The following is a 25,686-nucleotide window of genomic DNA, read 5'->3' on the forward strand; positions in this document are numbered from 1 at the left end:
CGGCACCAGACCATGAACGCTCGATCGCCGCGGAGACTGCCGGCCAGGCTGCTCCGCGCCGTGCGGACGTACCCGCGCCGCTCGCCGGTGACGCTCGGCTACGTCGGCCTGCTCCTGCTCGGCCACGTCTGGGTCGAGGACCTGCTCTCCCCCGCCCGGGCCGACGCCCTCCGGGAGTACATCAGCACCAACCTCGACAACCTGCACGACCACCCGGTCACCGCACTCCTCGGCAGCGCCCTGCTCTACGACGGAACGCTCACCGACATCGCCTCCACCGGCTTCGGCGGCACCCTGATCACCCTCGGCCTCGGCGTCTGCTGCTGCCTCGCCTGGGCGGAGCGCCGCCTCGGTGGGCTCCGCGCCGCCGCCGTCTTCCTCGGCGGACACATCGGCGCCACCCTGGTCACCACCGCCGTCATCCTGCTCGCCCTGCGGCACGGCTGGTACCCGGAGAGCGTGCGGCACGCCTCCGACTACGGCATCAGCTACGGCGCCCAGACCGCCCTCGCGTTCGCCACCCTCGCCCTGCCCCGCTGGGCCCGCCTCCCCTGGGCGGCCTTCGTCCTCGCCTGGCCGCTCTCCGGCGGCCATGACTGGCCCGGCCCGCTGCCGGACTTCACCACCGTCGGCCACCTGCTCTCCGCCGCCCTCGGCTTCGCCGTGGCCGGTGCGGTGGCGGTGGCGTCGTCACGACGACGCCGGGCCGCCGCCCCGGCCACGGCCGACGCCCAGCCGTGACCACCACCGGAGGCCCGACAGGCGCCGCCGGTCCGCGGAGAGGTCCGTGAGCAGCCGCTCGATCGTCCCCAGCCGCTGCCGCAGCTCCTCCACATCGCCCCGCGTGGCGCTCTGCTCGGCCGCCTTGAGGGTGACCAGCAGCTGCCCGTCCGGCTCCAGCCGGGCCCGGGCGACATCGGTCACCGTGTCGCCGTTCTGCATCCGGATGGCGTGCTCCAGCTCGGACGGGCGCAGTGCCAGGGCGCGCAGCGCAGCGCGGTCCAGCTCGCCGTCCTCGACCACGGTGGTGGCCGTGCCCTCCAGGAGCCGGGCGGCCCTCGGGTCCCGGGCGAGCCAGCGGGTGACGGCGGAGTTCACCGCGACCAGGGTGACGGCCCCGATCACGCCGCCGAGCAGGCTGTTGTCGTTGCCGATGACGGCGTTCTGCACCACGTTGGAGAGCAGGAAGACGACCACCATGTCGAAGGTGTTCAGCCCGGCCAGCCCGCGTTTCCCGGCGAGCCGGAACAGCAACACGATCAGCGCGTAGACGGCGACGGTCCGAAGGACCTTCTCGACGATCGGCATCTGGACGACCAGCAGGTCATGCCACACGGCCCCGCTCCTCCCACCGCTCCCACCGCGACTCGACGGAACGGGGCCGACGCTACGCCACGGCCGCTAACCGCGCCGCTTCGGCTTGCCGCGCCGGGCCGCCGCCGCGCCCCGCCCGCCGGGCGCGGCCTTCGGCTTCTGCCCGCCCGCCCGCTGCTGCTTCTGCGCCCCCGCCCTCTGCGCCCCTGCCTTCTGCCCGCCCGCCTTCTGGCCGCCCGAGGACTTCTGCTGCTTCGCCTCGGTCGCCGCCTGCCCGGCCCCGCGACCGCGCGAGCTGTTGACCGTACGGCCCCGCACGATCCCGATGAACTCCTCCACCAGGTCGGTCGTCTGCTCCAGCGGCCAGGACAGCGCCACCTGGGACTGCGGCGCGTCCGTCACCGGCCGGTAGGTGAGGTCCCGGCGGTGGTGCAGCCGAGCCAGGGACTGCGGCACCAGGAGCACACCGACGTTGGCCGCGACCAGCTCGATCGCGTCCGCCGTGGTGTCCGGGCGGGCGATGGCGGGGCGCCCGGGCAGGGTGTCGGCAGTGAAGCCGAGGGTGTCGTCCAGCGGGTGGAAGACCACCTCCTCGGCCAGGTCGTCGACCGCGACCTCCTCGGCGGCGGCCAGCCAGTGGTCCTTGGGGAAGACCACGACGGTGGTCTCGGTGTACAGCGGGATCGCGCTCAGCACGTCCTTGTCGACCGGCAGCCGGACCAGCCCGGCGTCCGCGCCGCCCTCGCGCAGGGTCCGCTCGCCGTCACCGACCGGGACCGCGAGGAGGTCGAGCCGTACGTCCGGGAGCCGCTCGTCCCAGACCCGGACCCATTTGCCGGGGGTCACGCCCGGGACGTACACGAGCCGGAAGGAGGGGTTCACCTGCATGTCTGTCACAGGGCAAGGCTACCGACCGTGACGAGGAGCGCCCGCGCGCTCCCTTACCCTTGTCACCATGACATCGCTCAAGCAGAAGACCAGCCAGACCATGAAGCCGGCCACGGCGGCCAAGAAGCTGGGGATCTACCTCGACGCGGCGCCGACCGACTTCCAGGAGGGCGTGGTCTCCCGCGAGGAGCTCAACGCACTGCAGGCCGAGCCGCCGCAGTGGCTCCAGGAGCTGCGCCAGCACGGCCCGCACCCGCGCCCGGTGGTCGCCGCCAAGCTCGGCGTGTCGATCGCCGGCCTGGCCCGCGGCGGCGTGACCGAGGCGCTCACCACCGAGCAGATCGAGGCGATCAAGGCCGAGAACCCGCTCTGGCTGCAGCACGAGCGCGCCAACCAGGTCGACGTCCGCAAGGAGACCCTGCGGATCAAGGAGAAGCACGAGAAGGAGGCCGCCGCCAAGGCCGCCAAGGAGTCGAAGGCCGCCCAGGGCCGCTGACCCTCCCGCGCTCGCCTGCAGGGTGACCGCCGTCGACGGCGTCACCGACCGCCACGGCAGGAACTCCCCCTCCTCCGCCGTGTATTGACCGCATCGCCGGTCGCTCCGAATAATCGGTGCGGTTCGGGCTGCCCCAGGGCACCCCGGACTGCACCGACCGCACCGGAGCAGGGGGATCCTTGATCGAGCAGTCCCAGCACGCCGAACCCGCCGCACTCGCCGCACTCGCCGCACTCGCCGACGACTACTTCGACGCCGAGAACACCCACAACCCGTTCGACGCGACCCTCGGCGGCGTCGAGGGTTACGCGCACCTGCTGCCCGACCCGTCCCGCGCCGCCGCCCGGCACCACCGCGAGGCGCTGGAGGGCTTCCGAGTCCGGCTCGCCGCGATCCCCCTGGACCGACTGACCGGCGAGGACCGCACCACCCACCGGGTCCTGGCCCGCCTGATCGACAACGGGATCGGCCGGCTCACCCACGGGCTGGACGATTTCTCGATCTCGGCGACCATCGTCGCCAAGCACAACGAAGCCATCACCTCGCTCACGATGGCCCCCGTCGACCACGGGGGCACCGACGCCTACCTGGCACGACTCGCCGCCCTGCCCGGCTACTTCGACGCCGCCCTGCGCCTCGCCCTGGACGCCGCCGCCGAGGGCCGCCACCCACTGCGCAGCGGGGTCGACGCCGCCGTCACCCAGCTGGACTCCCACCTCGCCACCGCCCCCGACGAGGACACCCTGCTGCGCCCGCTGCGGGACCGCCCGGAGCACGAGCGCGCCCTGGCGATCGTGCGCGACGCCGTCCGCCCGGCGCTGGCCCGCTACCGCGCCGGGCTGGCCGGGCAGTTGGCGCCGGCCGCCCGCCCCGACGACCGGGCCGGGGTCTGCCACCTGCCGGGCGGGGCCGAGGGCTACGCCGATGCCGTCGGCCGCTTCACCCGGCCCGGGCTCACCCCGGAGGAGGTGCACCGGATCGGCCTGGACGCGGTCGCCGCGCTGCGCGAGGAGTTCGCCGAACTGGGCGGCAAGGTGCTCGGCATCACCGACCCCGCGGGCGTGCTGGCCGCCCTGCGCGAGGACCGCTCGCTGCGCTTCACCACCGCCGCCGAGATGCTCGCCCTGGTGGACGGCGCCCTGGAGCGGGCCCGCGCCGCCGCCCCGGACTGGTTCCACCCGTACCCGGTCGCCGACTGCGTGACCAGGGAGATCGCTCCGATCGAGGCGGAGACCGCACCGCTCGCCTACTACCAGCCGCCGGGCCCGGGCGGCCGGCCCGGCACCCACTGGATCAACACGCTGCGCCCGGAGACCCGGTTCAGCTACGAGTACGAGGCGATCGCCTTCCACGAGAGCGTGCCCGGCCACCACCTGCAGATCGCCGTCGCCCAGACCCTGCACCACCTGCCGCAGTTCCGGCAGAAGCCGAGCGGCCAGCTGACCGCCCACGTCGAGGGCTGGGGCCTCTACACCGAACGGCTCGCGGACGAGATGGGGCTGTACAGCTCGGACGTCTCCCGCTTCGGCATGCTCTCGATGGACGCCCTGCGGGCGGTACGGCTGGTGGTGGACACCGGGATGCACCACTACGGCTGGTCCCGGGAGCGGGCGATGGCCTTCATGCGGGACAACACCGCCACCCCGGAGGCCAACGTCCGCAACGAGATCGACCGCTACCTCGCCTGGCCGGGCCAGGCCACGGCGTACCTGATCGGCCGTCGGGAGATCGTCCGGCACCGCGAGCGGGCGCAGGCCGCGCTCGGCGCCCGCTTCGACGTCCGGGAGTTCCACCACCAGCTGATCGGGCACGGCAGCCTGCCGCTGGGCGTGCTGGACGAGCTGGTCTCGGACTGGATCGCGGCGCACTAGACCGCCGCGCACCAGCGGGTCGGGGCGGCTTTCGGAGCGCGCCGGCTGCGGAAACGATTCCGCGCGCCCGGTAAAGGCTTCCCCCGCCCGGACGTGCCGTCACCCGTTCGGCCCCATCGACACGGTAGTGTCCGCTGGCGGTCCTGGCACGCCCGGTGGCCGCCGCTCACGCACACCCAGATGGAGGAGAACCCGTGCCGGCACCCGCCCGCCGCGCCCTGGCCGTGGCCGCGGCCGTCCTGCTCGCCGCAGCCGCAGGCTGCTCGTCCGGCGGTGGCCACACCGCCAAGGGGGCCGGCCACAGCTCCGCCCCGGCCGCCGGCGACGCCGCCCAGCCCGCCCCGGCCGCGATCGTGACCGGGCCCGGCCCGAAGAGCTCGTACGAGGTCCAGCCGCAGCCCGCGCCGGGCAGCTGCCACTACCGCTACACCGCGGACAAGCAGCCGCTGCCCGACCCGAACTGCACCCCGGGGGCGATCAGTCCGGCCGTCAACCAGGACAACCTCAAGGACACCATCTGCAAGCAGGGCGGCTACACCTCGGGCATCCGCCCGCCGGCGAGCCTCACCGGCAAGGAGAAGGCCGAGAACGCCAAGTCCTACGGCTACACCGGCCCGATGGGCGACGCCGAGTACGACCACCTGATCAGCCTGCAGCTCGGCGGCGACCCCAACGACGCCCGCAACCTCTGGATCCAGCCGCCCTCCCCCGACCACGTCCCGGGCAAGGGCCCGAACAACCCCAAGGACTCGGTGGAGACGCACCTGCACACCGCGATCTGCAAGGGCCAGGTCACCCTCGCCGCGGCCCAGCAGGCGATCGCCACCGACTGGACCACGGCCGAGGTCAAGCTCGGCATCCGCTCCGGCAGCGCGCCGACCGCCGAGGCCGACGCCGACGGGGACTGACGGGCCGCCCGCCGACGGACGGACCGCCGACGGACCGTCCGTCGGCGGGACGTCCGGTCAGCGTCCGACCGGCACGGAGTGCGCCTCCGCCTCCACCAGCTCGGCGATCGTGTCGAACGGCCGGTACTGCGCGAGCTCCGCGCCCAGCGCGCGGGCCCGCTCCTGGAACCGGCCCTCGCCGAGCACCCGGTCGACGGCGGCGCCGACCTCCACCGGTGCCGGACGGCCCGTCCGCAGGTCCAGCCCCACGCCCGACCACTGCACCCGGGCCGCCACCTCCGGCTTGTCCTCGCTCGCCCCGGCCACCACCAGCGGCACCCCGTACCGCAGCGCCGTCTGCACCCCGCCGTAGCCGCCGTTGCTGACCAGCAGGTCGGTGTGCGGCAGCAGCCGCTCGAACGGGACGTAGTCGACGGCCCGCACGTTCCCCGGCAGGCTCCCGCCGAGCAGCCCGGCCAGCGCCTGCGGGCCGCCCTGGCGGCCGGTCGCGGCCACCACCAGGAGGTCCCGCTCCGCCAGCGCGGTGACGGTCGGGGCGACCAGCTCGCCGAGGTCGTCGTTGGCCAGCGTCCCCTGGGTCACCACGACGACCGGCCGGCCGGCCGTCAGCTCGCCCCACCAGGAGGGCAGCGGCTGCTCGTCCCCGACGGCGCCCGGCAGCGCGCCGATCAGGCGGAAGCCGGCCGGGGCGTCGCTGCGCGGGTACTCGAAACCCGGGACGGTCAGCTGCAGGAAGTGGTCCGGCACCGTCACGGCGGCGAGCCCGCGCGGCCCCCGCGGCGCCTCGACGCCCAGCCCGGCGTACACCTTCTCGGTGTACCGCCGCAGCGGCTCGGCGCGCCGGTCCGCCTCCTCCTGCAGCGCCCGGTTGCGGGCCCGGCCCTCCTCCCCCGGCAGCGGCGGCAGCCCCGGCCCGAAGGGCGCGGTGTCCACGCTGGGCAGCATCGCCGGGGTGACCCCGATGCCGATCAGCGCCGGGCGCTGCGACCGCGGCCGGCTCAGCGCCAGCGGCAGCGCGCCCTGCAGGAAGGCGTCCGCGATCACGGCGTCCGCCGGGAAGTCCGCCAGCAGCGCGAGCAGCGCCCGGTACTGGGCCGGGATCGGGTCGAGGAAGACGTGCCGCGCGTCGAAGGCCAGCCGCTCCGGACCGGGCGGCAGGCTCGACCGTCCCGGGAAGCTGCCGTCGAGGTCGCGGTCGTCGAAGTCCGCCTCGGCGGGCAGCGCGACGAACCGCACCCCCGCCCGCTCGGCCGCGCCGGCGAACCGCGAGCCGCCCAGGAACACCACCTCGTGCCCGCGGGCGGCGAGGTCGGCGGAGACGGCCAGCAGCGGGCCGGTGTGGCCGTGTGCGGGCAGGGCGGTGGTGATGATCCTGGACAGCGGAGGCTCCTCGGTCGTGCTCGGGCCACTCGGTTCGTGGTCGGCGCTCACCGTACGGACCTCCGGCAGACGACCGATCAACGCCTCGGCACCCCGGTCCTGCAGGCCCTCAGCGCCCCAGCACCGCGCCGCCGTTGACGCCGATCACCTGGCCGGTGACGTACCCGCAGGCCGGCGAGACCAGGTAGGCCACCGCGTCGGCCACGTCGGCGGGCGTTCCGGCCCGGCCGACCAGGGTGTCGGCCACCTTCCGGGCGTGGAACTCCTCGCTCCACCCCGCGCCGAAGATCTCGGTCTCCTCGATGTAGCCGGGCGCGAGGACGTTGACCGTGATCCCGTCCGGCCCCAACTGCCGGGCCAGGCCGAAGGCCCAGCCGTGCAGGGCGGCCTTCGCGGCGGCGTACGAGCCGGCCGAGTGCGGCCCCGCCCCGCCGCGCTGGGCCGCCGCCGAACTGATCACCACCAAGCGGCCGCCGGGGCGGCGCAGCGCGCCCTGCAGGGCGGTGGTCAGCAGCACGGCGGTGAGCAGGTTGACGTCCAGGTCGTGCCGCCACGAGCGGGCCAGCGCGGCCAGGCTGTCGTCCTCGGGCGGGGTGACGATGGCGCCCGCGTTGTTCACCAGGGCGTCCACCGGGCCGAGTCCGGCGATCCGGTCGGCCGCCGCCGCCACCGCCGCCGGATCGGTCAGGTCGGCCGCCACCGGGACGATCCGCCCCGGCCCCGCCTCCCGCTCGATCTCCTCCCGGGCCTGCTCCAGCACAGCCGCCCGACGCCCGACGGTCACCACCCGGCGCCCCTCCCCGGCCAGCCGGGCCGCGATCGCCCGCCCGATCCCGGTACCCCCGCCGGACACCACCGCGAGCCCGTCCCCCGCCATGTCATCCCCCATCACGCCGTCCCCTTCGGTGCTGAACCGACCCCCCGTACGGTAGCGAGGCACGCGAGCGGGCCGGCATCGGGGGGATGGGTGCGTACCCGCCGGCCCCGCCGGCCCCGAGGAGGTCATCGCCGCAAGGCGCCACCACCACCCGCCCCTGGCCGTCACCAACTGACTCCGGCTCACGGATCCACGACACCGACCCGCACACCCGACTCCGCCCCCGGTCCGCCGCCACCCCCGGCCGACCCGTCAACCGCCCCGGCCTCGCGGTCGGGGCGGTCGGGGCGGTCGGGCGTGGGGGTCATGCGCGGCCGGGGACGATCGGGAGGCCGCGCTTGTGCTCGGTACGGCGGTAGTGGCCGAGGACGGTGGTGACGGTGTCCTCGGCGACCGGGCGGCCCTCCAGGAAGTCGTCCAGGGCGTCGTAGGTGACACCGAGGGCGTCCTCGTCGGGGCGGCCGGGGGCGAGGTTCTCCAGGTCGGCGGTCGGGGTCTTCTTGACCAGCTCGGCCGGTGCACCCAACGCCTCGGCGAGTGAACGGACCTGACGCTTCGTCAGACCGGACAGCGGCATCACGTCGGCCGCGCCGTCGCCGAACTTGGTGAAGAAGCCGACGGCCGCCTCCGCCGCGTGATCGGTGCCGACGACCAGACCGCCGTTGGCACCGGCCGCTGCGTACTGGACCACCATCCGCTGGCGGGCCTTGACGTTGCCGCGGACGAAGTCCTCGTGGGCGTGGTCGGTGAAGGTCAGCCCGGCGGCCAGCAGGGCGTCCAGGGCGGCGTCGGTGGCGGGCTTGATGTCGACGGTCAGCAGCTCGTCCGCCTCGATGAACGCGACGGCCCGCTGCGCATCCTCCTCGTCCGCCTGCACCCCGTACGGCAGCCGCATCGCACAGAACGCCGCCGGGTACCCGTCGGCGCGCAGCCGGTCCACGGCGAGCCGGCAGAGCCGCCCGGCGGTGGTGGAGTCCACCCCGCCGCTGATCCCGAGCACCAGCGTCCGGGCGCCGGCGGCACGGACCTGCTCGGCGAGGAAGGCGACGCGCCGCTCGGCCTCCCGCAGCGGGTCGGCGACGGGCACGACCCCGAGGGCGCGGGCGATCTCCCGCTGGAGGTCGGCGGTCAGGGGCTCGGTCATTCCGACTCCTCGGGGCAGCGGACGCGGTGGGTGCCCGTCATCGACGTCACCAGGGAGTACAGCGAGGTGGTGGCGGTGATGAACAGCCGGTTGTTCTTCGGGCCGCCGAAGGTGAGGTTGGAGACGGGCTCGGGGACGAGGATACGGCCGATGAGCGTGCCGTCGGGGGCGTAGCAGTGGATGCCGTCGCCGAAGGCGGCCGCCCAGAGCCGCCCGTCACAGTCGAAGCGGATGTTGTCGAAGCGGATCCGCCCCGCGGGGCCGTCGCCGCCCTTGGCGAAGACGCCGCCGTCGGCGAGGGTCCCGTCCGCGCGGATGTCGAAGACCCGGATGTGGCCTTCCCGGGAGTCGGAGACGTAGAGCCGCTGCTCGTCGGCGGAGAGCACCAGCCCGTTCGGCCCGGTGAAGCCGTCGGCGGCCAGCTGGACCTCGCCGCTGCGCGGGTCGATCCGGTAGACGTGGCAGGCGCCGATCTCGGACTCGGCGCGGTGGCCCTCGTAGTCGCTGGTGATGCCGAAGTCCGGGTCGGAGAACCAGATCGCGCCGTCCGACCGGACCACCGCGTCGTTGGGCGAGTTGAGCCGCTTGCCCCGGTAGCGGTCGGCGAGGACGGTCGTGCGGCCGTCGTGCTCGGTGCGGGTGACCCGGCGGTTGCCCTGTTCGCAGCTGATCAGCCGGCCTTCGCGGTCGAGGGTGTTGCCGTTGGTGTGCCCGGCCGGGGAGCGGAGGACGCCGACCGTGCCGGTGGCCTCGTCCCAGCGCAGCAGGCGGTCGTTGGGGATGTCGCTCCAGATCAGCTGGCGCCAGGCGGGCAGGTAGAGCGGGCCCTCGGCCCAGCGGCAGTCGCCGTGCAGCTTCTCCAGCCGGGTGTCGCCGTTGACGCAGTAGCGAAACCTGTCATCCAGGATCTCATACAGGCCGAACTCGATGGAGCCAGACATCATTCACCCCGCGCAGTCATTGACCGGATCTGTTCCGGTGAACCGGAGTATGTCAGAGCGCGGTATGGTCCCACCATGGCCCCCACCCGCACCGAGCACCTCGACGACACCGACCGCGCACTGCTCCTCCTGCTCCAGCAGGACGCCGGGCAGCCGTACGCGGCCCTGGGCAAGGCCGTGGGGCTCTCCACGGCGGCGGCGCACGAGCGGGTGCGCAAGCTGCGCGAGCGCGGAGTGATCCGCCGCACCACGGTGGAGGTGGACCCGAAGGCCCTCGGGCTCGGGGTGCTGTCCTTCGTGATGGTGGACTCCTCGGCCTGGATGGGCGATTCGGCGAAGGCCTTCGCGGCCATCCCCGAGATCGAGGAGGCGCACGTCATCGCCGGCAGCGCCTCGGTGCTGGTCAAGGTGCGGACGGCGACCACCGAACAGCTCCAGGACGTGCTGCGGCGGCTCTACGCGATCCAGGGCGTGAACGGGACACAGGCGACCGTCGTCCTGGAGACCTTCTTCGAACGGCCGCCCGCACCCTAGCCTTCGGCCGCCCCGGGCCCCTCCGGCTTGGTCAGCGACACCGGGCCGGCCGGCGCCTTCGGGTGCGTCAGGATGTCGAGCACCACGCCGCCGTCCACCGTTTCCTGGGCGACCAGCAGGTTCGCCAACTCGTCCAGGTGGTGCCGGTGTTCGGTGAGCAGGCCGACGGCCCGGCGCTCCGCCTGCCGCAGCAGGGCGGCGACCGCCTCGTCCACGGCGCGCTGGGTCTGCTCGGAGTACGGGCGGCGCAGCAGGTCCTCGGGGTTGTCGCCGAGGTAGTGCGGGGTGCCGCTGGAGTAGCCGACCGGGCCGAGCTCCGGGGAGAGGCCGAACTCGCGGACCATCCGGGTGGCGACCGAGGTGGCGTTGGCGAGGTCGTTGGCAGCGCCCGTGGAACCCTCGCCGAACACGACCAGTTCCGCGGCCCGGCCGCCGAGTTGGACGGTGAGCACGTCGGTCAGGTAGCTCTCGCTGTACAGGTGCCGCTCGGCCTCCGGCAGTTGCTCGGTGGAGCCGAGGGAGACGCCGGCCGGGAGGATGGTGACCTTGGCGACCGGGTCGGCGTGCTCGCAGAGCGCGGCCATCAGGGCGTGCCCGGACTCGTGCACGGCGACGGCGTGCCGCTCCTCGGGCAGCAGCGCGTTGGAGGACTCCCGGCGGCCGAGCAGGACGCGGTCGCGGGCGGCGTCGAGGTCGTCGGCAGTGATGGTGGCGCGTTCGGCGCGGACGGCGTTGATGGCGGCCTCGTTGACCAGGTTGGCGAGGTCGGCGCCGGAGAACCCGGGGGTGCCGCGGGCGATCCGGTCGAGGTCGGCGCCGGGGGCGAGGGTCTTGCCGCGGGTGTGCACGGTGAGGATGGCCGCCCGCTCGGCCTGGTTGGGCAGCGGGACGGTGACCTGCCGGTCGAAGCGGCCGGGGCGCAGCAGGGCGGGGTCGAGGGCGTCCGGCCGGTTGGTGGCGGCGATGACGACGATGCCGGTGCCCTGGTCGAAGCCGTCCATCTCGGAGAGCAGTTGGTTCAGGGTCTGCTCGCGTTCGTCGTTTCCGCCGAGCCGGGTGCCGCCCGCGCGGCGGCCGCCGACGGCGTCGATCTCGTCGATGAAGATGATCGACGGCGCGCGTTTGCGGGCCTCGTCGAAGAGGTCGCGGACCCGGGAGGCGCCGACGCCGACGAACATCTCGACGAATCCGGAGCCGGTCACCGAGAGGAACGGCACTTCGGCCTCTCCGGCGACGGCCCTGGCCAGCAGGGTCTTGCCGGTGCCCGGCGGCCCGACCATGATCACTCCGCGCGGCCCCTTGGCTCCGGCGGCGGCGTACCGCTCCGGGCTGCGCAGGAAGTCGACCACCTCGCTGACCTCCTGCTTCACCCCTTCGTAGCCCGCGACGTCGGCGAACCCGGTGGCGGGCCGCTCGGCCTCGATGATCTTCGCCCGGGAACGGCCGATGGCGCTCAGCCCGCCGCCCAGCGACCGGGCGGCCAGCCGGCCCGACCAGAGGAACAGCCCGCCGAACAGCAGCAGCGGCAGGAACAGCAGCAGTGTGGACCAGATCGAGTTGCCGCTGCCGGAGCGGCTGCCGGTGACGGTCACGTGCTGGTCGGTGAGCGTCTTGCTGAGCTGGGCGGTGTCCAGGGCGGTGGGGATCTGGCTGGTGAAGTGGGTGCCGTCCTTGAGCGTGCCGTTCACCCCGCCGGTGTCGCTGACGTCCACGGTCTGCACCTGGCCGGCGTCGACCCGGTTGACGAAGTCGGTGTAGCCGTAGCGGGTGCCGGGCTTGCCGGGGTTGGAGAACAGGACCAGCAGGAGCAGCGTCACCAGCACGGCGACGGGCAGCAGCCAGCGGCGCCACGAGGGCGGCGGGGGCTTGGCGCCCGGGCCCCCGGGGCCGGGGCGTTGTCCCGGGCGCTGGCCGGGGCGTTGACCGGGGCGTTGGCCCTGGCCCCAGCCGGGGCCGGGGCCGGGGCCAGAGCCGCCGGAGCCAGGTCCGGAGCCGGATGCTCGGCCGGGGTCAGGTCCCGCCCCGGAGCCCGGCGGTGTCGCGGGGTGGCGGGCAGCGTACAGCCGGATTCGTACGATCATCCACGCTCACCACCTCTCGAAGGCCTCCGGGCCTCCGTCTCCATGGTCGAGCGCGGCTCAGGAGAAGTCGAGCGAGTCCGTCCGGGTGCGCTTGAGCTCGAAGAACTTCGGGTACCCGGCCAGCAGCCGGACGCCCTCGAAGACCCGTACGGCGTCCTCGCCGCGCGGGATCGCGCTGAGCACCGGGCCGAAGAAGGCGACGCCGTCCACGTGGATGGTCGGCGTGCCGACCTCCTCGCCGACCGGGTCCATGCCCTCGTGGTGGCTCTTGCGCAGCGCGATGTCGTACTCGGTGCTGGTCGCGGCGTCGGCCAGCTCCTCGGGCAGGCCGGCCGCGACCAGGGCCTCCCGGATGACGGTGTCGTCGGCGGGCCGGTCCTGGTTGTGGAAGCGGGTGCCGAGTTCGGTGTACAGGTCGCGCAGCACGTGCTGGCCGTGCTTCTCGGCGGCCGCGATGCAGACCCGGACGGGGCCCCAGCCGGTGGTCATCAGGCGCTGGTAGCGCTCGGGCAGGTCGGTGCGGCCCTCGTTGAGGACGGACAGGCTCATCACCCGGAAGGTCAGGTCGAGCTCGCGGTGGCGCGCGACCTCCAGGATCCACCGGGAGGTGATCCAGGCGAACGGGCAGACGGGGTCGAAGTAGAAGTCGACCTTGGTGGGCTTCGTCGGGTTGTCGGCCGGGGTGTCGGTCGCGCTGTTCGTCAGGGTGTTCGTCATACCGATGAGATTAGCGGTCGAGTGGACCGCTCTGCAGTGCCAATTAGTAGGCGTTTTATTGGGCCACTTCGGGTCGCTTCAGGGCGATTCAGGGAGCTTCAGGGCGATTCGGGCCGCCGTTGCGGGACGGGCGCTTGGAGCCGCCGCTTCGACCCTCCGCCGGCACTCAGCTGCAGGTCGTCCCGTCCGCCGGCACCGTGCCGTCCAGCAGGTAGGCGTCCACGGTCTGCTTCAGGCAGGGGTTCCCGGTGTTGTAGCCGCCGTGCCCCTCCCCCTGCAGGGTGACGGTGACGCCGACGCCCGCGCCGAGCTGCTGCGCCATCGCCCGGGCGCCCTCGACCGGCGTGGCCGGGTCACCGGTGGTGCCGACCACCAGGATCGGGGCGGCGCCGGGGGCCGCGACCTCCGGGTGGTCACCCTTGCCGGGGACGGGCCAGCCGGTGCAGCCGGTCAGGCCCCAGGCGGTGAAGGCGCCGAAGACCGGGGAGGCGGCCTGGAACTGCGGCAGCTGCTGCTGGACGTCCTGGTCGGAGTAGCGCTGCCGCGCGTCCACGCAACCGATCGCCCGGTTCGCGGCGCTCAGGTTGCTGTAGTGGCCCTGCGCGTCGCGCCCGTTCAGCCCGTCGGCGAGCTGGAGCAGCGTGTTGCCGGTGCCCTGGTCCATCGCCTCGGTGAGCCCGGCGGCGAGCACCGGCCAGGTCTCCTGGCTGTACAGGGCGCCTGCGATGCCGGTGACGGCCAGGTTCTCGGTGAGCTGCCGCCCGCTCTGGGTGGGCAGCGGCGACTGCTGGAGCTTGCGCACCAGCGCGGTGACCTTCGCGGTGCCCTCCTCGCCGCCCGCGCCGGTCGGGCAGGAGCTGCCGGCCTGGCCGGCGCAGGCCTTCATGAAGTCGTCGAGGGCGAGTTGGAAGCCCTGGGCCTGGCCGAGCGCGGACTGCTGCGGGTCCTTGGTCGGGTCGATCACCGAGTCCAGCACGAGCCGGCCGACCTCCTGCGGGAACAGGTGCGCGTAGACACCGCCGAGCTGGGTGCCGTAGCTGATGCCGAAGTAGGAGAGCTTCCGGTCGCCCAGCACCTGCCGCATCAGGTCCATGTCCCGCGCGGCGCTCTCGGTGTCGACGTACGGCAGCACCGGGCCGGAGTTGTGCTCGCAGGCGGAGACGAACCGGGCGTTGCTGTCGTCCAGCGCCTTCACCCCGGCCGGGTCGTCGGGGGTGCTGTCGGCGGCGACGCCGGCGTCCATCGCCTGGTCGTCCAGGCACGTCACGCCGTCGCTGGCGCCGACCCCGCGCGGGTCGAAACTGACCAGGTCGTAGCGGGAGTTGAGGGAGGCGTAGGTCTGGGCGAGGGCGGGCAGGGTGGCCACCCCGGAGGCGCCGGGGCCGCCGAAGTTGAACAGCAGCGAGCCGATCCGCTGCTGTTCGTCCCTGGCCCTGCTGCGGATCAGGGCCAGGTCGATGGTCCTGCCGTCCGGCTTGGCGTGGTCCAGCGGGGCCTTGAGGGTGGCGCACTGCCAGTCGCCGGCGGGCGCGGTGCCGCCGCCCTGGGCGGTGCTGGGGGCGGCGCAGGCGTGCCAGTCCAGTTTCTGGGCGGCCAGCCCGGTGGGCGATCCGGTCGCCGACCCGCCGCCCGATCCTGCCGCCGTTCCGGAGGCCGGGGAGGCCGGGGAGGTCGGTGCGGGCTCGGCGGCGGAGGAGCTGTCGCCCTGGCAGCCGGTGGCGGCGGTGAGCAGCAGCGCGGTCAGGCCGAGCGCTCCTGCGCCGCGAACGACGGTGTGCATGGGGCGGGTCCACCTCTCGGGTCTGCCGGGTACCCGGCGCGCGGCGGGACGGCGTACGCCCGGCGCGCGGCGCGGTCGACGCACCACAGACCCTAGGGGCCGGAGACCGCGCATGCCCTCCGGGAACCTCCGGACGGAGGGCGTGCGCCGCTCGGTCTGCCACCGGCCGGCCGAGTGAGGAGAGCCCCCTGCCGGCCGGGTGAGGGGAGCCCCCTGCCGATCGGCAGGGGGCTCCAGGAGCCTTTCCCCTCAGGAACCTCCCGATCGGCACATGTGCGGAAAGCGACGCCGCGTCAGGATGACGGTCATCGGGGCTCCTCGGCGGAGCCCGGGAAGGAGCTTTCCCATGACCGTGCTGTCACTCGTGCTCACGCTGTCCGTCGCTGCCCTGTCCGCCGTGGCCTTCTCCGCCGCCGTTCCCGCTGGTGCCTCCGAAGGCTCAGCGCGGCTGCATTCCCGGCTTCCCGCGCACCGCGTACGCCGGCAGGCGCAGGCCGTCGAGGGCGGCCCGGGGCAGGCTCAGCCCGAACCGCCGCTCGACGGCGCCGAGGGCGCGGCGGTGGGCAGCGCCGGCACCGGCTCCGGCACCCGCACTGCCCGCCACCTCGGGGTCGCAGGGGGTGACGCCGTCCCGCTCCAGCACGCTCGCCGCGACCAGGTCCGGCACCAGCAGGTCGGGCTCCTGCCCCCAGCGCCAACGCTCCTCGCCGAGGCCGAAGCCGCACAGCACGGCGCCGTCGCGGGCGTAGTCGAGCAGTGCCGGCCGCTGCTCCGGCATCGGCCGGAAGTGCACCACCTCGACTCCGTCGCGCGCTATCTCGGTGAGCAGTTCGCCGCCGGTGGAGTCGCCGTACTCGATCGCGAACGACCAGCCTCCGCACTCGCCGACCCTGATCACGCCGTCGCCGTCGTCGCCCGGGCGGTAGACCTCGATGTCCAGGTCGCGGACCTCGGTGTCGCTGATCGGCTCGGTGCCGGCGGCCGGATCGGCGCCCATCCGGCGGGCGAGTTCCCGGGGCGGGATCCCCCGGGCGAACACCACGCCGCCGATCTCACCGTCCTCGTCGGGCCGGCCCGCCGCTGACCCGCCGGTGCGCGGCCCGCCGATCTCCGCGAGCCACTGGATGCCGTCGCCCCACCGGATGCCGTCGCCGCCCTCGCCCGCTCCTTCGCACGTGCCGTCCGTCATGCCGCCCTCCCCTGGCGCCGGCCTGCGGTGGCCAGGCGCGCCGGTCGGCACCCTAGCCGAGACCACCGACGGCCGGAGCCCGCCCGCTCACCGGTTCGGTGCCGGAACCGGCCCGGTGCGGGCCGGCATCCACCCTCGACCGACCGAACGGAGGCTGATCCGACCGCCGAACTCACCTGGTCCGCGCCGCCGTTCACCCGACTCCGGTGCGCGAGGCGGTTCACCCGACCCCGGGCCGCCCGTCCCGACCGGCCGCCACCTCAAACAACAGCTTCGCTGCCACCGTCGCCCCGTCGGCACGGATGGTGCCGGCCACGGCCTCCGCCCGGACCCGGGTCTCGGGCGCCAGGGCCGTGGCGAGCGCTGCGGAGAGGGAGTCGACGGTGGGCGCGGGGTCGAGGTGGGCCGCGCCGATGCCCAACTCGGCCACGCGGCGGGCCCAGTACGGCTGGTCCGCGATCCGCGGAACGACCACCTGGGGCGCGCCGGCCCGGGCCGCCGCCGTCGTGGTGCCCGCCCCGCCGTGGTGCACGACGGCGGCCACCCGCCGGAACAGGGCCTGCTGGTTGACCTCGCCGACGACCAGGCAGTCGTCACGGTCGTCGACCGGGGTCAGGCCGGCCCAGCCACGGGCGAGGACGATCCGGCGGCCGTGTGCGCGGGCCGCCTCGGTCGCCACCCGGGCGATGCCCTGCGGGGCGTGCGCGGCCATGCTGCCGAAGCCGACGTACACGGGCGGCTCACCGGCGTCCAGGAAGGCCTCCAGGTCGGCCGGGAGCGGGCGGTCGTCGGGCAGGATCCACGCCCCGGTCTGTACCGGGTCGAGTTCCGTCATGCCCTGCGACGGGCAGAGCAGCGGGTCTGCGGCCAGCCACGGGCGGTCGGTCAGGACGTGGTCGCGGACGTTTTCCACCGGCGGCAGGCCGAGCGCCGCCCGGTGGCGGTTCAACGCCTCGCCGTACAGCCCGTTGACCCGCTGGGCGTCCTGCTCCCAGAGCACCCGGGGGTCGGTCTCGTCCTGCGGGGAGGGCGTGCCCGGCCGCGCTCCGGGGCGGAAGTGCCGCGACGGCAGTCCGAAGATGTGGAAGCACGCGAGCACGTACGGAATACCCAGGTGTTCGGCCACGTCCCGGGCACCGGCCGGCATCAGGCCGGTCGCCAGCAGCACGTCGCAGCCCTCGGCCGCCGCGGTGAGCGTCTCGAAGCGTGCGGCGACCAGCTCGGGGGCCAGCCGGAACGCGTCCTGCGCCGTCGGCGGCCTCGGGCCGGCCACCACGGAGTGCACCGTGGGCCCGAGCGGCACCAAGGGCACGCCGACCCGCGCCAGCAGCCCCACGAACTCCTCGTCCGGCGGCGCGCACACCCGCACCTCGGCACCGAGCCCCCGCAGCGCCGCCGCCAGCCCCGCCAGCGGTTCGACATCACCGCGTGATCCCCACGTCGTCAACAACACACGCATTTCGAGACTCCCGTTTCCGCAGGTCATGGCCGTCAGACCAGAGATTCTGCGGGAGGACGGGGGCCTTGCCGCAAGCCCCCGGGTGGGCTATAGCTTGGTAGTGGCAGGGAGCGCGATCTCCCTGCCGTTTCCATGTCCGCTTCCTTGTTCCGCTCCGGCTCTCACCGCCCCGGCCCTCACCGCCCCGGCCCCCGCCACACCGGCCACCACCGGACGACGGCGGTGGCCCGGCGGGCAGACGGGCAGGTGGGCGGGTGGTCGGGTGGGCAGACCGGCGGCGGCCAGACGAGCGGCAGGCCGGCGGTCGTCGGGCAGACCCCCCGTCAAGCCCCGACCCCGCCGTCACCCGCGGCGCGTCACACCCGGCGGCGCATCAGCAGTGCATAGGCGGCCCCCGCGACGACCATCCCGACCGGCAGCGCCAGGTCCACCCCCACCAGGGCGGCCACCGGGCCGGTGTAGAGGGTGTCGACGCACAGGGCCGCGCTCACCACGCCCGCGGTGAGGGCGATCGCGCCCGCGGGGTTGACGCCGGCGCGGTACCAGTAGGGGCTGCCGGGGGTCTCGTCGCCCAGGGCGTGGCCGTCGTACCGGTTGCGGCGCAGCAGGATGTCGGCGATGTAGATGGCGGTGCTGGGACCGAGGAGGACGACGGTCAGCTGGAGCACGTTGCTGACGGTGTCGAGGAAGTTGGAGACCAGCAGCGCGTACAGGGTCAGCGCGACCGCGACCGCGCCGTCCACCAGCACGCTGACGGTGCGGCGGATGCGGATGCCGACGGCCTGCAGGGCGAGGCCCGCGCTGTAGGCGGTCAGGGCGTTGACGGCGATGGTGCCGACGACGAGCGAGAGCAGGAAGACCGGGTTGAACCAGCCGGGCAGGATCGTCTGCAGGGCGGCCTGCGCGTCGGTCATGTCGACGGCGGTGGCGCCGAGCACGCCGAGGCCGCCGACCGCGACGCTCGGCAGGAAGCCGCCGAGGGCCGTCCAGCCGAGGACCGCGCGCGGGGAGGTACTGGTCGGCAGGTAGCGGGAGAAGTCGGCGCTGGTGGTGTACGAGAGCGGGCCGGAGGCGATCAGGGCGATTCCGGCGAGGACGGCCGCCCAGAGGGCGCTGCCGGTGAGCGGTTCGGGCTGGGTCCAGCCGAAGTCGGCGTGCCGGACGATGGCGTACCCGACGACCGCGAAGGCCGCGGTGAGCACGAGGGTGATCGGCAGGTAGAGCCGGACGATCACGGCGTGGCCGTACACGCTGATGGTGAGGGTGACCACGACGATCGCGATCACGATGGCGATCTTGATCGGGGTGGTGGGGGTGATCCCGATCCGTTCGACGAGTGAGAAGGCGGCGACGGCGGCCGCGGCGAGGTTCAGCGCGAAGTAGCAGACGGAGATCATCCAGCCGGTGACCGCGTTGTTCACGCGGTTGCCGCGGATGCCGTACATGGTGCGAGTGATGACCTCACTGGGCGCGCCGGCGGCCGGTCCGGAGACCGCGAGCAGGCCGGTGCCGAGCCAGAAGAGGTTGCCGACGACGACGACCGCGAAGGCCTGCCAGAGGCTGAGGCCAGTCAGGACGAGGGCGCCGCCGACCACCAGGTTGAGGTAGTTGACGCTGGCCGCCGCCCAGACGGCGAAGAGTTCGCGGGCGCGGCCGCGCCGCTCGGTGTCGGGGATGTGGTCGATGCCGTGGACCTCGACCCGTCCGCCGCGTTCCGGCCGGGGTGGTGCGGCGGGGTCCGGGGCGGGGTCCCGGGAGAGGCCCGGGGATCTGTGGGGGTCCGGGGATCTGTGGGGGTGGTCCGGGAGCGTGGACGCCATTGGGGGCCCTCCGTGGGGGGTGTCGTGCCCACCTGCTTGCTTATTGGTCGCACACTCAATAGCATCCGGCACATGACGTCAAGCGTTCAGCGCAAACGGGTTCGCAAATCCCCCGACGACCGGCGGGCGGAGATCGTCGGGGCCGCGGCGGAGGTCGCCCTCACCGAGGGTCTGGAGTGCATCACGCTGCGCCGGATCGCCGAGCAGCTCGACGTCAGACCAGGCCTGATCAGCCACTACTTCCCCGCCGTGGAGGACCTCGTCGCCGAGGCCTTCGGCAGCGCCGCCACCGCGGAGTTGGAGACGCTGCTACCCGCCGACCCCCAGGACGGCTCCCCGCTGCGGCACCTCTCCCGCTTCTTCGCCCGTACCACCGGCCCGGCCTACGACGACATGAGCCGGCTCTGGCTCAACGCCCGCCACCTCAGCCGCTACCGCCCCGTCCTGCGCGACCGTGTACTCGAACAGGAGAAGGGCTGGCGCGGCCGGCTCAGCGGCGTCATCGCCTCCGGCGTCGAGCAGGGCGAGTTCCGCGCCGAGGACCCGGTGCTGACGGCGGTCCGGATCCTCGTGGTGATCGACGGCCTGGCCGGCCACGCCAACACCGGGCTGCGCAACCACCCGTCCGGCGTCACCCGGCTCGCCGCCGCCACCGCCGAACGCGAACTCGGCCTCGCCGACGGCACGCTGAGCCCCACCGACACCCCCGACCCCGCCGACACCCCGGACGCTGCCGCCCCCACCCCGGCTCCTCCCCCGAACAGCCCTGACCCCACCGGATCGCGACCTCCCCCACGCCGCCGACGCCCCCAACTCCCCCACCCCGCACCAGCGCTGGAGCCGAAGTGCGCACCTCCCTCGTCCTCCTCTCCGCCCGCCTGCTCGACCCCGCCTCCGGTGGCTTCCTGCCGCAGACCGCCCTCGCGGTCGTGGACGGCCGGATCGCCACGCTCGGCGACGACCGCACGATCCGCGAACTCGCCGACCCCGCCACCACGGTGATCGACCTCAAGGGCGCCGTCGTCACCCCCGGCTTGGTGGACGGCCACCTGCACCCGGTCAGCGGCGCCGAACTCACCCACGGCCTGGACCTCTCCGGCTGCACCGACCTGGCCGCCGTCCGGGCCGCTCTCGCCGCCGAGGTCCGCCGGCTCGCCCCCGGTGCCTGGCTGCACGCCTGGGGCCTGGACCCGAACGTCTTCGGCGACCGCCCGGTGGAGTCCGCCGCGCTGGGCCCCGTCCTGGACGGCGTCCCGGCGCTGCTCCAGCTCTTCGACGCCCACTCGATGCTCGCCAGCCCGCGCGCCCTGGAGCTGGCCGGCGTGGACGGCCCGCGCACCTTCGCCCAAGCCGCCGAGGTGGTCTGCGACGCCGACGGACGCCCCACCGGGCTCCTGCTGGAGGACGCCGCCGGAGAGCTGGTCGAGCGCGCCGCCCCGCAGCCCACCCGCGCCGAGCGCCGCGAACGCCTCGCCGCCGCACTGCGCGCCATGGCCGCCGCCGGCCTCACCGGCGGCCACGCGATGGACGCCAACGGCGACAGCCTCGACCTCTACGCCGAGCTGGACGAGGCCGGTGAGCTGCCGCTGCGTCTGCGGGTCGCCCCCTGGTGCCAGCCCGGGGTGGACCGGGACGGGCTGCGCGCGCTCATCGAGCAGCAGGGCCGGGGCGGGCGGCTCTGGCGGGTGGACGGCGTCAAGCTGTTCATGGACGGCACGATCGACAACGGCACCGCCTGGCTGGAGAAGCCGGACTGCCACGGCGAGTCCACGCACGCCTTCTGGCCCGATCCTGCGCACTACACCCACGTCGTCCAGGAGTTGCACTGGGCCGGAGTGCCGACCGCCACCCACGCGATCGGCGACGCCGCCGTCCGGCACGCCCTCGACTCGATCGAGAAGGCGTCGCACGAGGGGCCCACCGCCGCACGACAGCGCACTGCCGCCGTACGACCGGGCACCGCCACCGCCCGCCCTCGCACCACCCCCGTCCGGCACCGGATCGAACACATCGAGACCGTCCCCGACGAGGCCGTCCGGCGCTTCGCCGAGCTGGACGTGATCGCCTCCATGCAGCCCACCCACTGCTGCGACTTCACCCGGGCCGACCACACCGACAACTGGTCCCGCCGCCTCGGCGAGGAGCGGGCGGACCGCGCCTGGCGCTGCCGCGACCTGTGGGATGCGGGCGCCACCGTGGTCCTCGGTTCGGACTGGCCGATCGCCCCCTACCCGCCGCTGGGCGTCATGGCGGGCGCCCGCCACCGCCGCCCCACCCGCGACCTCAGCAGCCCCCCGCACAACCCGGGCCAGGCGCTCACCGCCCTGGAGGCGCTGTCGGCGATGACCGCCAACGCCGCCCACGCGGGCGGCGAGGAGCAGCTGGCGGGCCGGATCACGGTCGGCCACCGAGCGGACCTCACCGTGCTGGCTGCCGACCCGCTCACCACCCCGGCCACCGAACTGGCAGACCTCCCCGTCCTGTTGACGGTCCTGGACGGCCTGCCGACCCACCGCACCGACTCCCTCTGACCGAGGGCGGCCCGCACCGTCACCAGCACCCACCGACCAGCCGCCGAGCAGCAATCACCCGTCACCCCGTGAAGCAGCCGTCCCGCGCCACCACCCGGCCCGCGCGGACCACCGGTTCGCGCGGCTGCCTCACATCGTGGACGACCTTTCCCAGCAGGTAAAACATCCTACGTTTCTCTCGGTAGTCTGCTTATCATCTCCGGGTTTCCCATCCCCCATCCGGAGCACCCACGCATGCCCACGCCACCACCCGCCGCCACACCCAGGCCGCACCCGCTGCACGTCCTGGGGTCCACCGTCTTCGCCATCGGCGCCCTGCTGGTGCTGGCCGCAGTCGGCGTGCTGCTCCACCAACCGCTGCTGATACCGCCGTTGGCGGCCAGCGCGGCGCTGGTGTACGGCGCGCCCGGCCTGCCGATCTCACAGCCGCGCAACGTGGTCGGCGGTCAGTTGATGTCCGCCCTGATCGGCTTCGCCACCCTCGCCGTCACCGGCAGCACCACCTGGGGCGCGGCCATCGCCGCCGGTCTCTCGCTCGGTGCGATGCTGCTCACCCACACCTCGCACTCCCCCGCCGCGGCCAGCGCCCTCCTCGTGGTCCTGCAGGCTCCGCACCTCGTGCCCTTCCTCCCGCTGCTCGCGCTGGCGACCACACTCCTGGTCCTCATCGGCCTGCTGCCCGGCCGGATCGGCGGGCACCCGGTCCGCTACCCGCTGTCCTGGGTGAGCGTGTCCCCCGGCCCACGGTGACCGCCGGCCCACTCTCCCGCCGACCGTTCCGCCCCCGAACTGCGAACCACCCTCCCGACGCCACGGTGCACCCGGGATACGGGGCTGGAAACACCGTCCCGTCAGGGCCTCGTGGCCCGGACACCGACCGCTGAGCAGCAAACCCCTCGGGCGCCGCGCCGTACGGGTGCCCGGCGGTCCGCCGGACACCCCGCCCGACGGGACCACCGGCCCCGCTACTCCCCCTGCTCGGCCGCCGACTTGACGCCTTCGAGGGTGGCCGTCATTCCGGTGCGCAGCTCGCCCAGCCGGAAGTCGACGATCTTCTCCTCGTACTCCGGCCTGGCGTCGATGGCGAGGCTGACGCCACTGCGGCCGGGGCCGATCACCACCGACTCGCGCAGCCGAGTGCCGCCGTCCTCCGCGGTGAGGTCGAAGCGCCACCGGGCCAGCGCGCCCGCCGGCTCGGAGACCGGCTCGCCGTAGCGGCCGTCCGCGTCCATGACGGCCCACGCGAACACGCGGTGACCGGCAGCATCGGCCGCGCCGGCCGCATCGGCCCGGTCGTCCGCGCCGGTCAGCTCGGTCACCTCGGAGACCGTCCGCCAATCCGGCATGCCCGCCCGGCGGTTGTGGCCCTCGAAGCGGGCGCCCGGCGCGGGGCCGTCCGCGCCGTCCAGCCAGGCGACGCGGTGGAGCTCCGGGCTGAGCCGGGCGGGCAGGCCGATGTCCGTGACCAGCTCCCAGACTCGCTCCAGCGGCGCCTCGACGAACACCTCGCACTGCGTACCCGGACCGTCGGCGTACCGCATGGCCGTTCCCCCTCCTCTCGCACGTCACACCCGTCCGGGCGCGACGCCGTCCTGCGTCTCGTGTCCTGCTGCTGACCTGCTGCTGACCTGCTGCATCGATGCGGGTCGACACCCGCCCGCCGCACCCGACGCTGCGTCCGGAACGCCGCGAAGGAAGCGGGCGGGTTGCCGCCCTGGGCCCTGGATCGATGATCGATCCCGCCGAACACCCAAGTCAATCCACGGGTTTGCTGGGGGACACCCAAGCGATACCTTGGACCATCGTGACCATTGACGACCTCCGTGTCTTCGCCGCGGTCTGCCGGGCCGGCTCGCTCAGCGCCGTCGCCCGCGACCTCGGCTGCACCCAGTCCGCGGTCAGCCAGCACGTGAAGCGGCTGGAGCGGGAACTCGGCCTCTCCCTGATCGAACGGCACCCGCGCGGGGTGGTGCCCACCAAGGCGGGCCGGGTCCTCCAGGCCGCCACCGTCACCGGCCTCGGCAGCATCGACCACGCGCTGCACCGGATCGCCGAACTCGCGCGCGGCGAGGGCGGATCCGTACGCATCACCACCGGCGCCACCAGCGTCCGGCACTTCATGTCCGCGGCCGTGGTGGCCTTCCGGCGGCGCTTCCCGCAGGTCAGCCTGGAGTTCCAGACCGAGGTCTCCAGCCGCAGCTGCCTGGAGTCGCTGACCGCCGGACGGGTCGACCTCGCCTGGATCACCCTCGGCACCCCGGTCCGCGGCATCGACCAGCGGCCGGTCGTCGACCTGCCGTGGGTGCTGGCCGTCGCGGCGGGCGACCCGCTCGCCGCCAGGGCCCGCATCGAGCCGGCCGACCTGCAGGACGCCCGGCTCATCGGGCTGCCGCAGAACTCGGTCGCCCGCTCCCAACTCGATTCCTGGCTGGGGAAGTCGGGCATCAGGCCGGTCTTCGACACCAGCGTCGCGGACTGGGACACCGCGATCCTGCTCGCCGAACTCGGCCTCGGCCACGCCGTCGTCCCGGCCCTCCCCCAGTGGCAGGGCCCCGGCCACCCCGGCCTACGGCTGCTCCCGCTGCCCGACCTGCCCGCCCTCACCGCCGGCTGGGCCATCCGCGACTGGGAGAACCTCTGCCCCCTCGCCCGCGCCTTCGCCGACACCGTGGCCGCCCACGCCGCCCCACCGCCCCGCTGATCCCCGTCGGATCGCCGCCCGATCCCCGTCGGATCGCCGCCCGATCCCCGTAGGATCGCCGCCGGATCGCCGCCGGATCGCCGCCTGAGCCCCAACGGATCAGCCCCGCCCATTCGTCTCAGCGCGCAGCGGAGGTCCGGTCCAGGAAGCGCTGCACCCCGTCCCGTACGCCCTCGGTGGGCACGGTCGCCGCAAAGGCTGCCGCCTCCACCGCAAGGCCCTCGTCGATCGGCAGGTTGATACCCCGGGTCACGGCCCGCAGGCAGGCGGCCACCGCGGTGGGCGCGTACCGGGTGATGCGATCAGCCAAGTCCCGTGCGGCCGAGAGCAGTTCACTCGCCGGGACGACCGTGTTGACCAGGCCGAGCTCCGCCGCACGGGCGGCCGGGATCGGGTCGCCGGTCAGGATCATCTCCAGCCCGCGCTTGCGGCCGACATGGCGCGGTAGCCGCTGCGAACCGCCGAACGGCGGCGGGAAGCCGAGCGAGATCTCCGGCTTGGCGAAGGTTGCGTGCTCGGCCGCCACCGCCAGCGGCGCGGCCTCGGTGACCTCACAACCACCGCCGTACGCCAGGCCGTTGACGGCCACGATGATCGGCTTGGGGAACTCCTCGATCCGCCGGGTGAGCGTGTGCCCGCGCCGGACGAACTCGCGCAGCGCCCGCTCGGGCCCGCCGGCGATGCCGGCGGCCAGGGACGGGATGTCGGCGCCCGCACTGAACGCCCGCTGCCCGACTCCGGTGAGGATCACGGCGCGGACGGTGTCGTCGGCATCGATGCGGTCGAGCTCGGCGAGCAGCGCGTCGATCGTCGGGTAGTCGAGGGCGTTGAGCTTCTTCTCCCGGTCGATGGTGAGGGTGACGACGTGCCCGTCCTGCTCGCTGCGGATGGTCATGGGCGCCTGCTCCGTTCCCGGCCGTTTCCCGGCCTGCTCCCGGCCCTGATCCCGGCTTCACTGCCGGACGCATCGAGGCTAGGAACACCCGTCCAGGACAATCCAGTTATTGTCCTGGATACACTCCCGCGCGCCAGGAACCGCAGGACCAGCAGGAACC

The 25,686-nt window shown here is 74.1% G+C and carries 23 protein-coding genes; 9 read left to right on the plus strand and 14 right to left on the minus strand.

Annotation, left to right across the window (positions count from 1 at the left end; translation table 11 throughout):
- Positions 1 to 12: 12 nt before the first annotated feature.
- A complete protein-coding gene (locus CRP52_RS03075) occupies positions 13 to 741 on the plus strand; it encodes a rhomboid-like protein (RefSeq protein WP_097234958.1) in 729 nt (242 codons plus the stop codon).
- Here CRP52_RS03075 and CRP52_RS03080 read toward each other — a convergent pair.
- Positions 691 to 1,335, minus strand: a complete 645-nt coding sequence (locus CRP52_RS03080; RefSeq protein ID WP_097234959.1) for a DUF421 domain-containing protein — start codon at positions 1,333 to 1,335, stop codon at positions 691 to 693. The two genes, CRP52_RS03075 and CRP52_RS03080, sit on opposite strands and share 51 nt — an antisense overlap.
- 66 nt (positions 1,336 to 1,401) lie before the next feature.
- Positions 1,402 to 2,211: a LysR family substrate-binding domain-containing protein gene (locus tag CRP52_RS03085; protein ID WP_097234960.1), complete on the minus strand. Its 810-nt coding sequence runs from the start codon at positions 2,209 to 2,211 to the stop codon at positions 1,402 to 1,404.
- Positions 2,212 to 2,269: 58 nt separating this feature from the next.
- Here CRP52_RS03085 and CRP52_RS03090 point away from each other — a divergent pair, with 58 nt between their 5' ends.
- The 3 genes from CRP52_RS03090 (at position 2,270) to CRP52_RS03100 (ending at position 5,477) form a co-directional block, all read left to right on the plus strand.
- A complete protein-coding gene (locus CRP52_RS03090) occupies positions 2,270 to 2,698 on the plus strand; it encodes a DUF5997 family protein (protein ID WP_097234961.1) in 429 nt (142 codons plus the stop codon).
- 179 nt (positions 2,699 to 2,877) lie between these two features.
- A complete protein-coding gene (locus CRP52_RS03095; protein ID WP_179852672.1) occupies positions 2,878 to 4,569 on the plus strand; it encodes a DUF885 domain-containing protein in 1,692 nt (563 codons plus the stop codon).
- 194 nt (positions 4,570 to 4,763) lie between these two features.
- Positions 4,764 to 5,477, plus strand: a complete 714-nt coding sequence (locus tag CRP52_RS03100) for a hypothetical protein (protein WP_097234963.1) — start codon at positions 4,764 to 4,766, stop codon at positions 5,475 to 5,477.
- Positions 5,478 to 5,534: 57 nt separating this feature from the next.
- On the opposite strand, the gene CRP52_RS03105 is transcribed toward CRP52_RS03100, so the two are convergent.
- From CRP52_RS03105 to CRP52_RS03120, 4 genes are all read right to left on the minus strand, one after another.
- On the minus strand, positions 5,535 to 6,938 hold the full coding sequence (locus tag CRP52_RS03105) for a glycosyltransferase (protein WP_143685638.1): 1,404 nt from the start codon (positions 6,936 to 6,938) through the stop codon (positions 5,535 to 5,537).
- A 28-nt stretch (positions 6,939 to 6,966) separates the two neighbouring features.
- Complete coding sequence (locus CRP52_RS03110) at positions 6,967 to 7,746, minus strand: SDR family NAD(P)-dependent oxidoreductase (protein ID WP_257032257.1); 780 nt, start codon at positions 7,744 to 7,746, stop codon at positions 6,967 to 6,969.
- A gap of 292 nt (positions 7,747 to 8,038) precedes the next feature.
- Positions 8,039 to 8,878, minus strand: a complete 840-nt coding sequence (gene nadE, locus CRP52_RS03115) for an ammonia-dependent NAD(+) synthetase (protein ID WP_097234966.1) — start codon at positions 8,876 to 8,878, stop codon at positions 8,039 to 8,041.
- A complete protein-coding gene (locus CRP52_RS03120) occupies positions 8,875 to 9,819 on the minus strand; it encodes an SMP-30/gluconolactonase/LRE family protein (protein ID WP_097234967.1) in 945 nt (314 codons plus the stop codon). The genes nadE and CRP52_RS03120 overlap by 4 nt, the downstream gene beginning before the upstream one ends.
- 75 nt (positions 9,820 to 9,894) lie before the next feature.
- On the opposite strand from CRP52_RS03120, the gene CRP52_RS03125 reads away from it, so the two are divergent.
- A complete protein-coding gene (locus CRP52_RS03125) occupies positions 9,895 to 10,353 on the plus strand; it encodes an Lrp/AsnC family transcriptional regulator (RefSeq protein ID WP_097234968.1) in 459 nt (152 codons plus the stop codon).
- Here the strand turns inward: CRP52_RS03125 and ftsH are convergent.
- The 6 genes from ftsH to CRP52_RS03155 all read right to left on the minus strand — a co-directional run bounded on the left by ftsH (position 10,350) and on the right by CRP52_RS03155 (position 19,399).
- Positions 10,350 to 12,434, minus strand: a complete 2,085-nt coding sequence (gene ftsH / locus CRP52_RS03130) for an ATP-dependent zinc metalloprotease FtsH (protein ID WP_097234969.1) — start codon at positions 12,432 to 12,434, stop codon at positions 10,350 to 10,352. The two genes, CRP52_RS03125 and ftsH, sit on opposite strands and share 4 nt — an antisense overlap.
- Before the next feature lie 57 nt (positions 12,435 to 12,491).
- On the minus strand, positions 12,492 to 13,151 hold the full coding sequence (locus CRP52_RS03135; protein WP_097234970.1) for a mycothiol-dependent nitroreductase Rv2466c family protein: 660 nt from the start codon (positions 13,149 to 13,151) through the stop codon (positions 12,492 to 12,494).
- A 166-nt stretch (positions 13,152 to 13,317) separates the two neighbouring features.
- Entirely contained in the window at positions 13,318 to 14,931 is a 1,614-nt protein-coding gene (locus tag CRP52_RS03140; RefSeq protein ID WP_097234971.1) for an alpha/beta hydrolase, read from the minus strand.
- Positions 14,932 to 15,370: 439 nt separating this feature from the next.
- A complete protein-coding gene (locus tag CRP52_RS03145) occupies positions 15,371 to 16,120 on the minus strand; it encodes a DUF6461 domain-containing protein (RefSeq protein WP_257032259.1) in 750 nt (249 codons plus the stop codon).
- A 220-nt stretch (positions 16,121 to 16,340) separates the two neighbouring features.
- Positions 16,341 to 17,579 (minus strand): glycosyltransferase, encoded by a 1,239-nt coding sequence (locus tag CRP52_RS03150; protein ID WP_097234972.1) that lies wholly within the window; start codon positions 17,577 to 17,579, stop codon positions 16,341 to 16,343.
- A gap of 356 nt (positions 17,580 to 17,935) precedes the next feature.
- On the minus strand, positions 17,936 to 19,399 hold the full coding sequence (locus CRP52_RS03155) for a purine-cytosine permease family protein (RefSeq protein WP_097234973.1): 1,464 nt from the start codon (positions 19,397 to 19,399) through the stop codon (positions 17,936 to 17,938).
- A gap of 72 nt (positions 19,400 to 19,471) precedes the next feature.
- Here CRP52_RS03155 and CRP52_RS40340 point away from each other — a divergent pair, with 72 nt between their 5' ends.
- From CRP52_RS40340 to CRP52_RS03170, 3 genes are all read left to right on the plus strand, one after another.
- The gene (locus CRP52_RS40340; protein ID WP_306458827.1) at positions 19,472 to 20,401 is read left to right on the plus strand and encodes a TetR/AcrR family transcriptional regulator; all 930 of its coding nucleotides are present in this window, start codon (positions 19,472 to 19,474) and stop codon (positions 20,399 to 20,401) included.
- Positions 20,305 to 21,930, plus strand: a complete 1,626-nt coding sequence (locus CRP52_RS03165; protein WP_306458907.1) for an amidohydrolase — start codon at positions 20,305 to 20,307, stop codon at positions 21,928 to 21,930. Before CRP52_RS40340 ends, CRP52_RS03165 begins: the two co-directional genes overlap by 97 nt.
- A 234-nt stretch (positions 21,931 to 22,164) precedes the next feature.
- Entirely contained in the window at positions 22,165 to 22,680 is a 516-nt protein-coding gene (locus tag CRP52_RS03170) for an HPP family protein (RefSeq protein ID WP_097234975.1), read from the plus strand.
- 215 nt (positions 22,681 to 22,895) lie between these two features.
- On the opposite strand, the gene CRP52_RS03175 is transcribed toward CRP52_RS03170, so the two are convergent.
- Positions 22,896 to 23,471, minus strand: coding sequence for an SRPBCC family protein (locus CRP52_RS03175; protein ID WP_097234976.1), 576 nt, complete (start codon positions 23,469 to 23,471; stop codon positions 22,896 to 22,898).
- 263 nt (positions 23,472 to 23,734) lie between these two features.
- On the opposite strand from CRP52_RS03175, the gene CRP52_RS03180 reads away from it, so the two are divergent.
- Complete coding sequence (locus CRP52_RS03180) at positions 23,735 to 24,631, plus strand: LysR family transcriptional regulator (RefSeq protein WP_097234977.1); 897 nt, start codon at positions 23,735 to 23,737, stop codon at positions 24,629 to 24,631.
- A gap of 118 nt (positions 24,632 to 24,749) precedes the next feature.
- On the opposite strand, the gene CRP52_RS03185 is transcribed toward CRP52_RS03180, so the two are convergent.
- Positions 24,750 to 25,526 (minus strand): crotonase/enoyl-CoA hydratase family protein, encoded by a 777-nt coding sequence (locus tag CRP52_RS03185; RefSeq protein WP_097234978.1) that lies wholly within the window; start codon positions 25,524 to 25,526, stop codon positions 24,750 to 24,752.
- Positions 25,527 to 25,686: the final 160 nt, after the last annotated feature.

Origin of the sequence: Streptomyces sp. 1331.2, from assembly GCF_900199205.1 — a bacterium.
In the GTDB taxonomy this organism is placed as follows: Bacteria; Actinomycetota; Actinomycetes; order Streptomycetales; family Streptomycetaceae; genus Kitasatospora.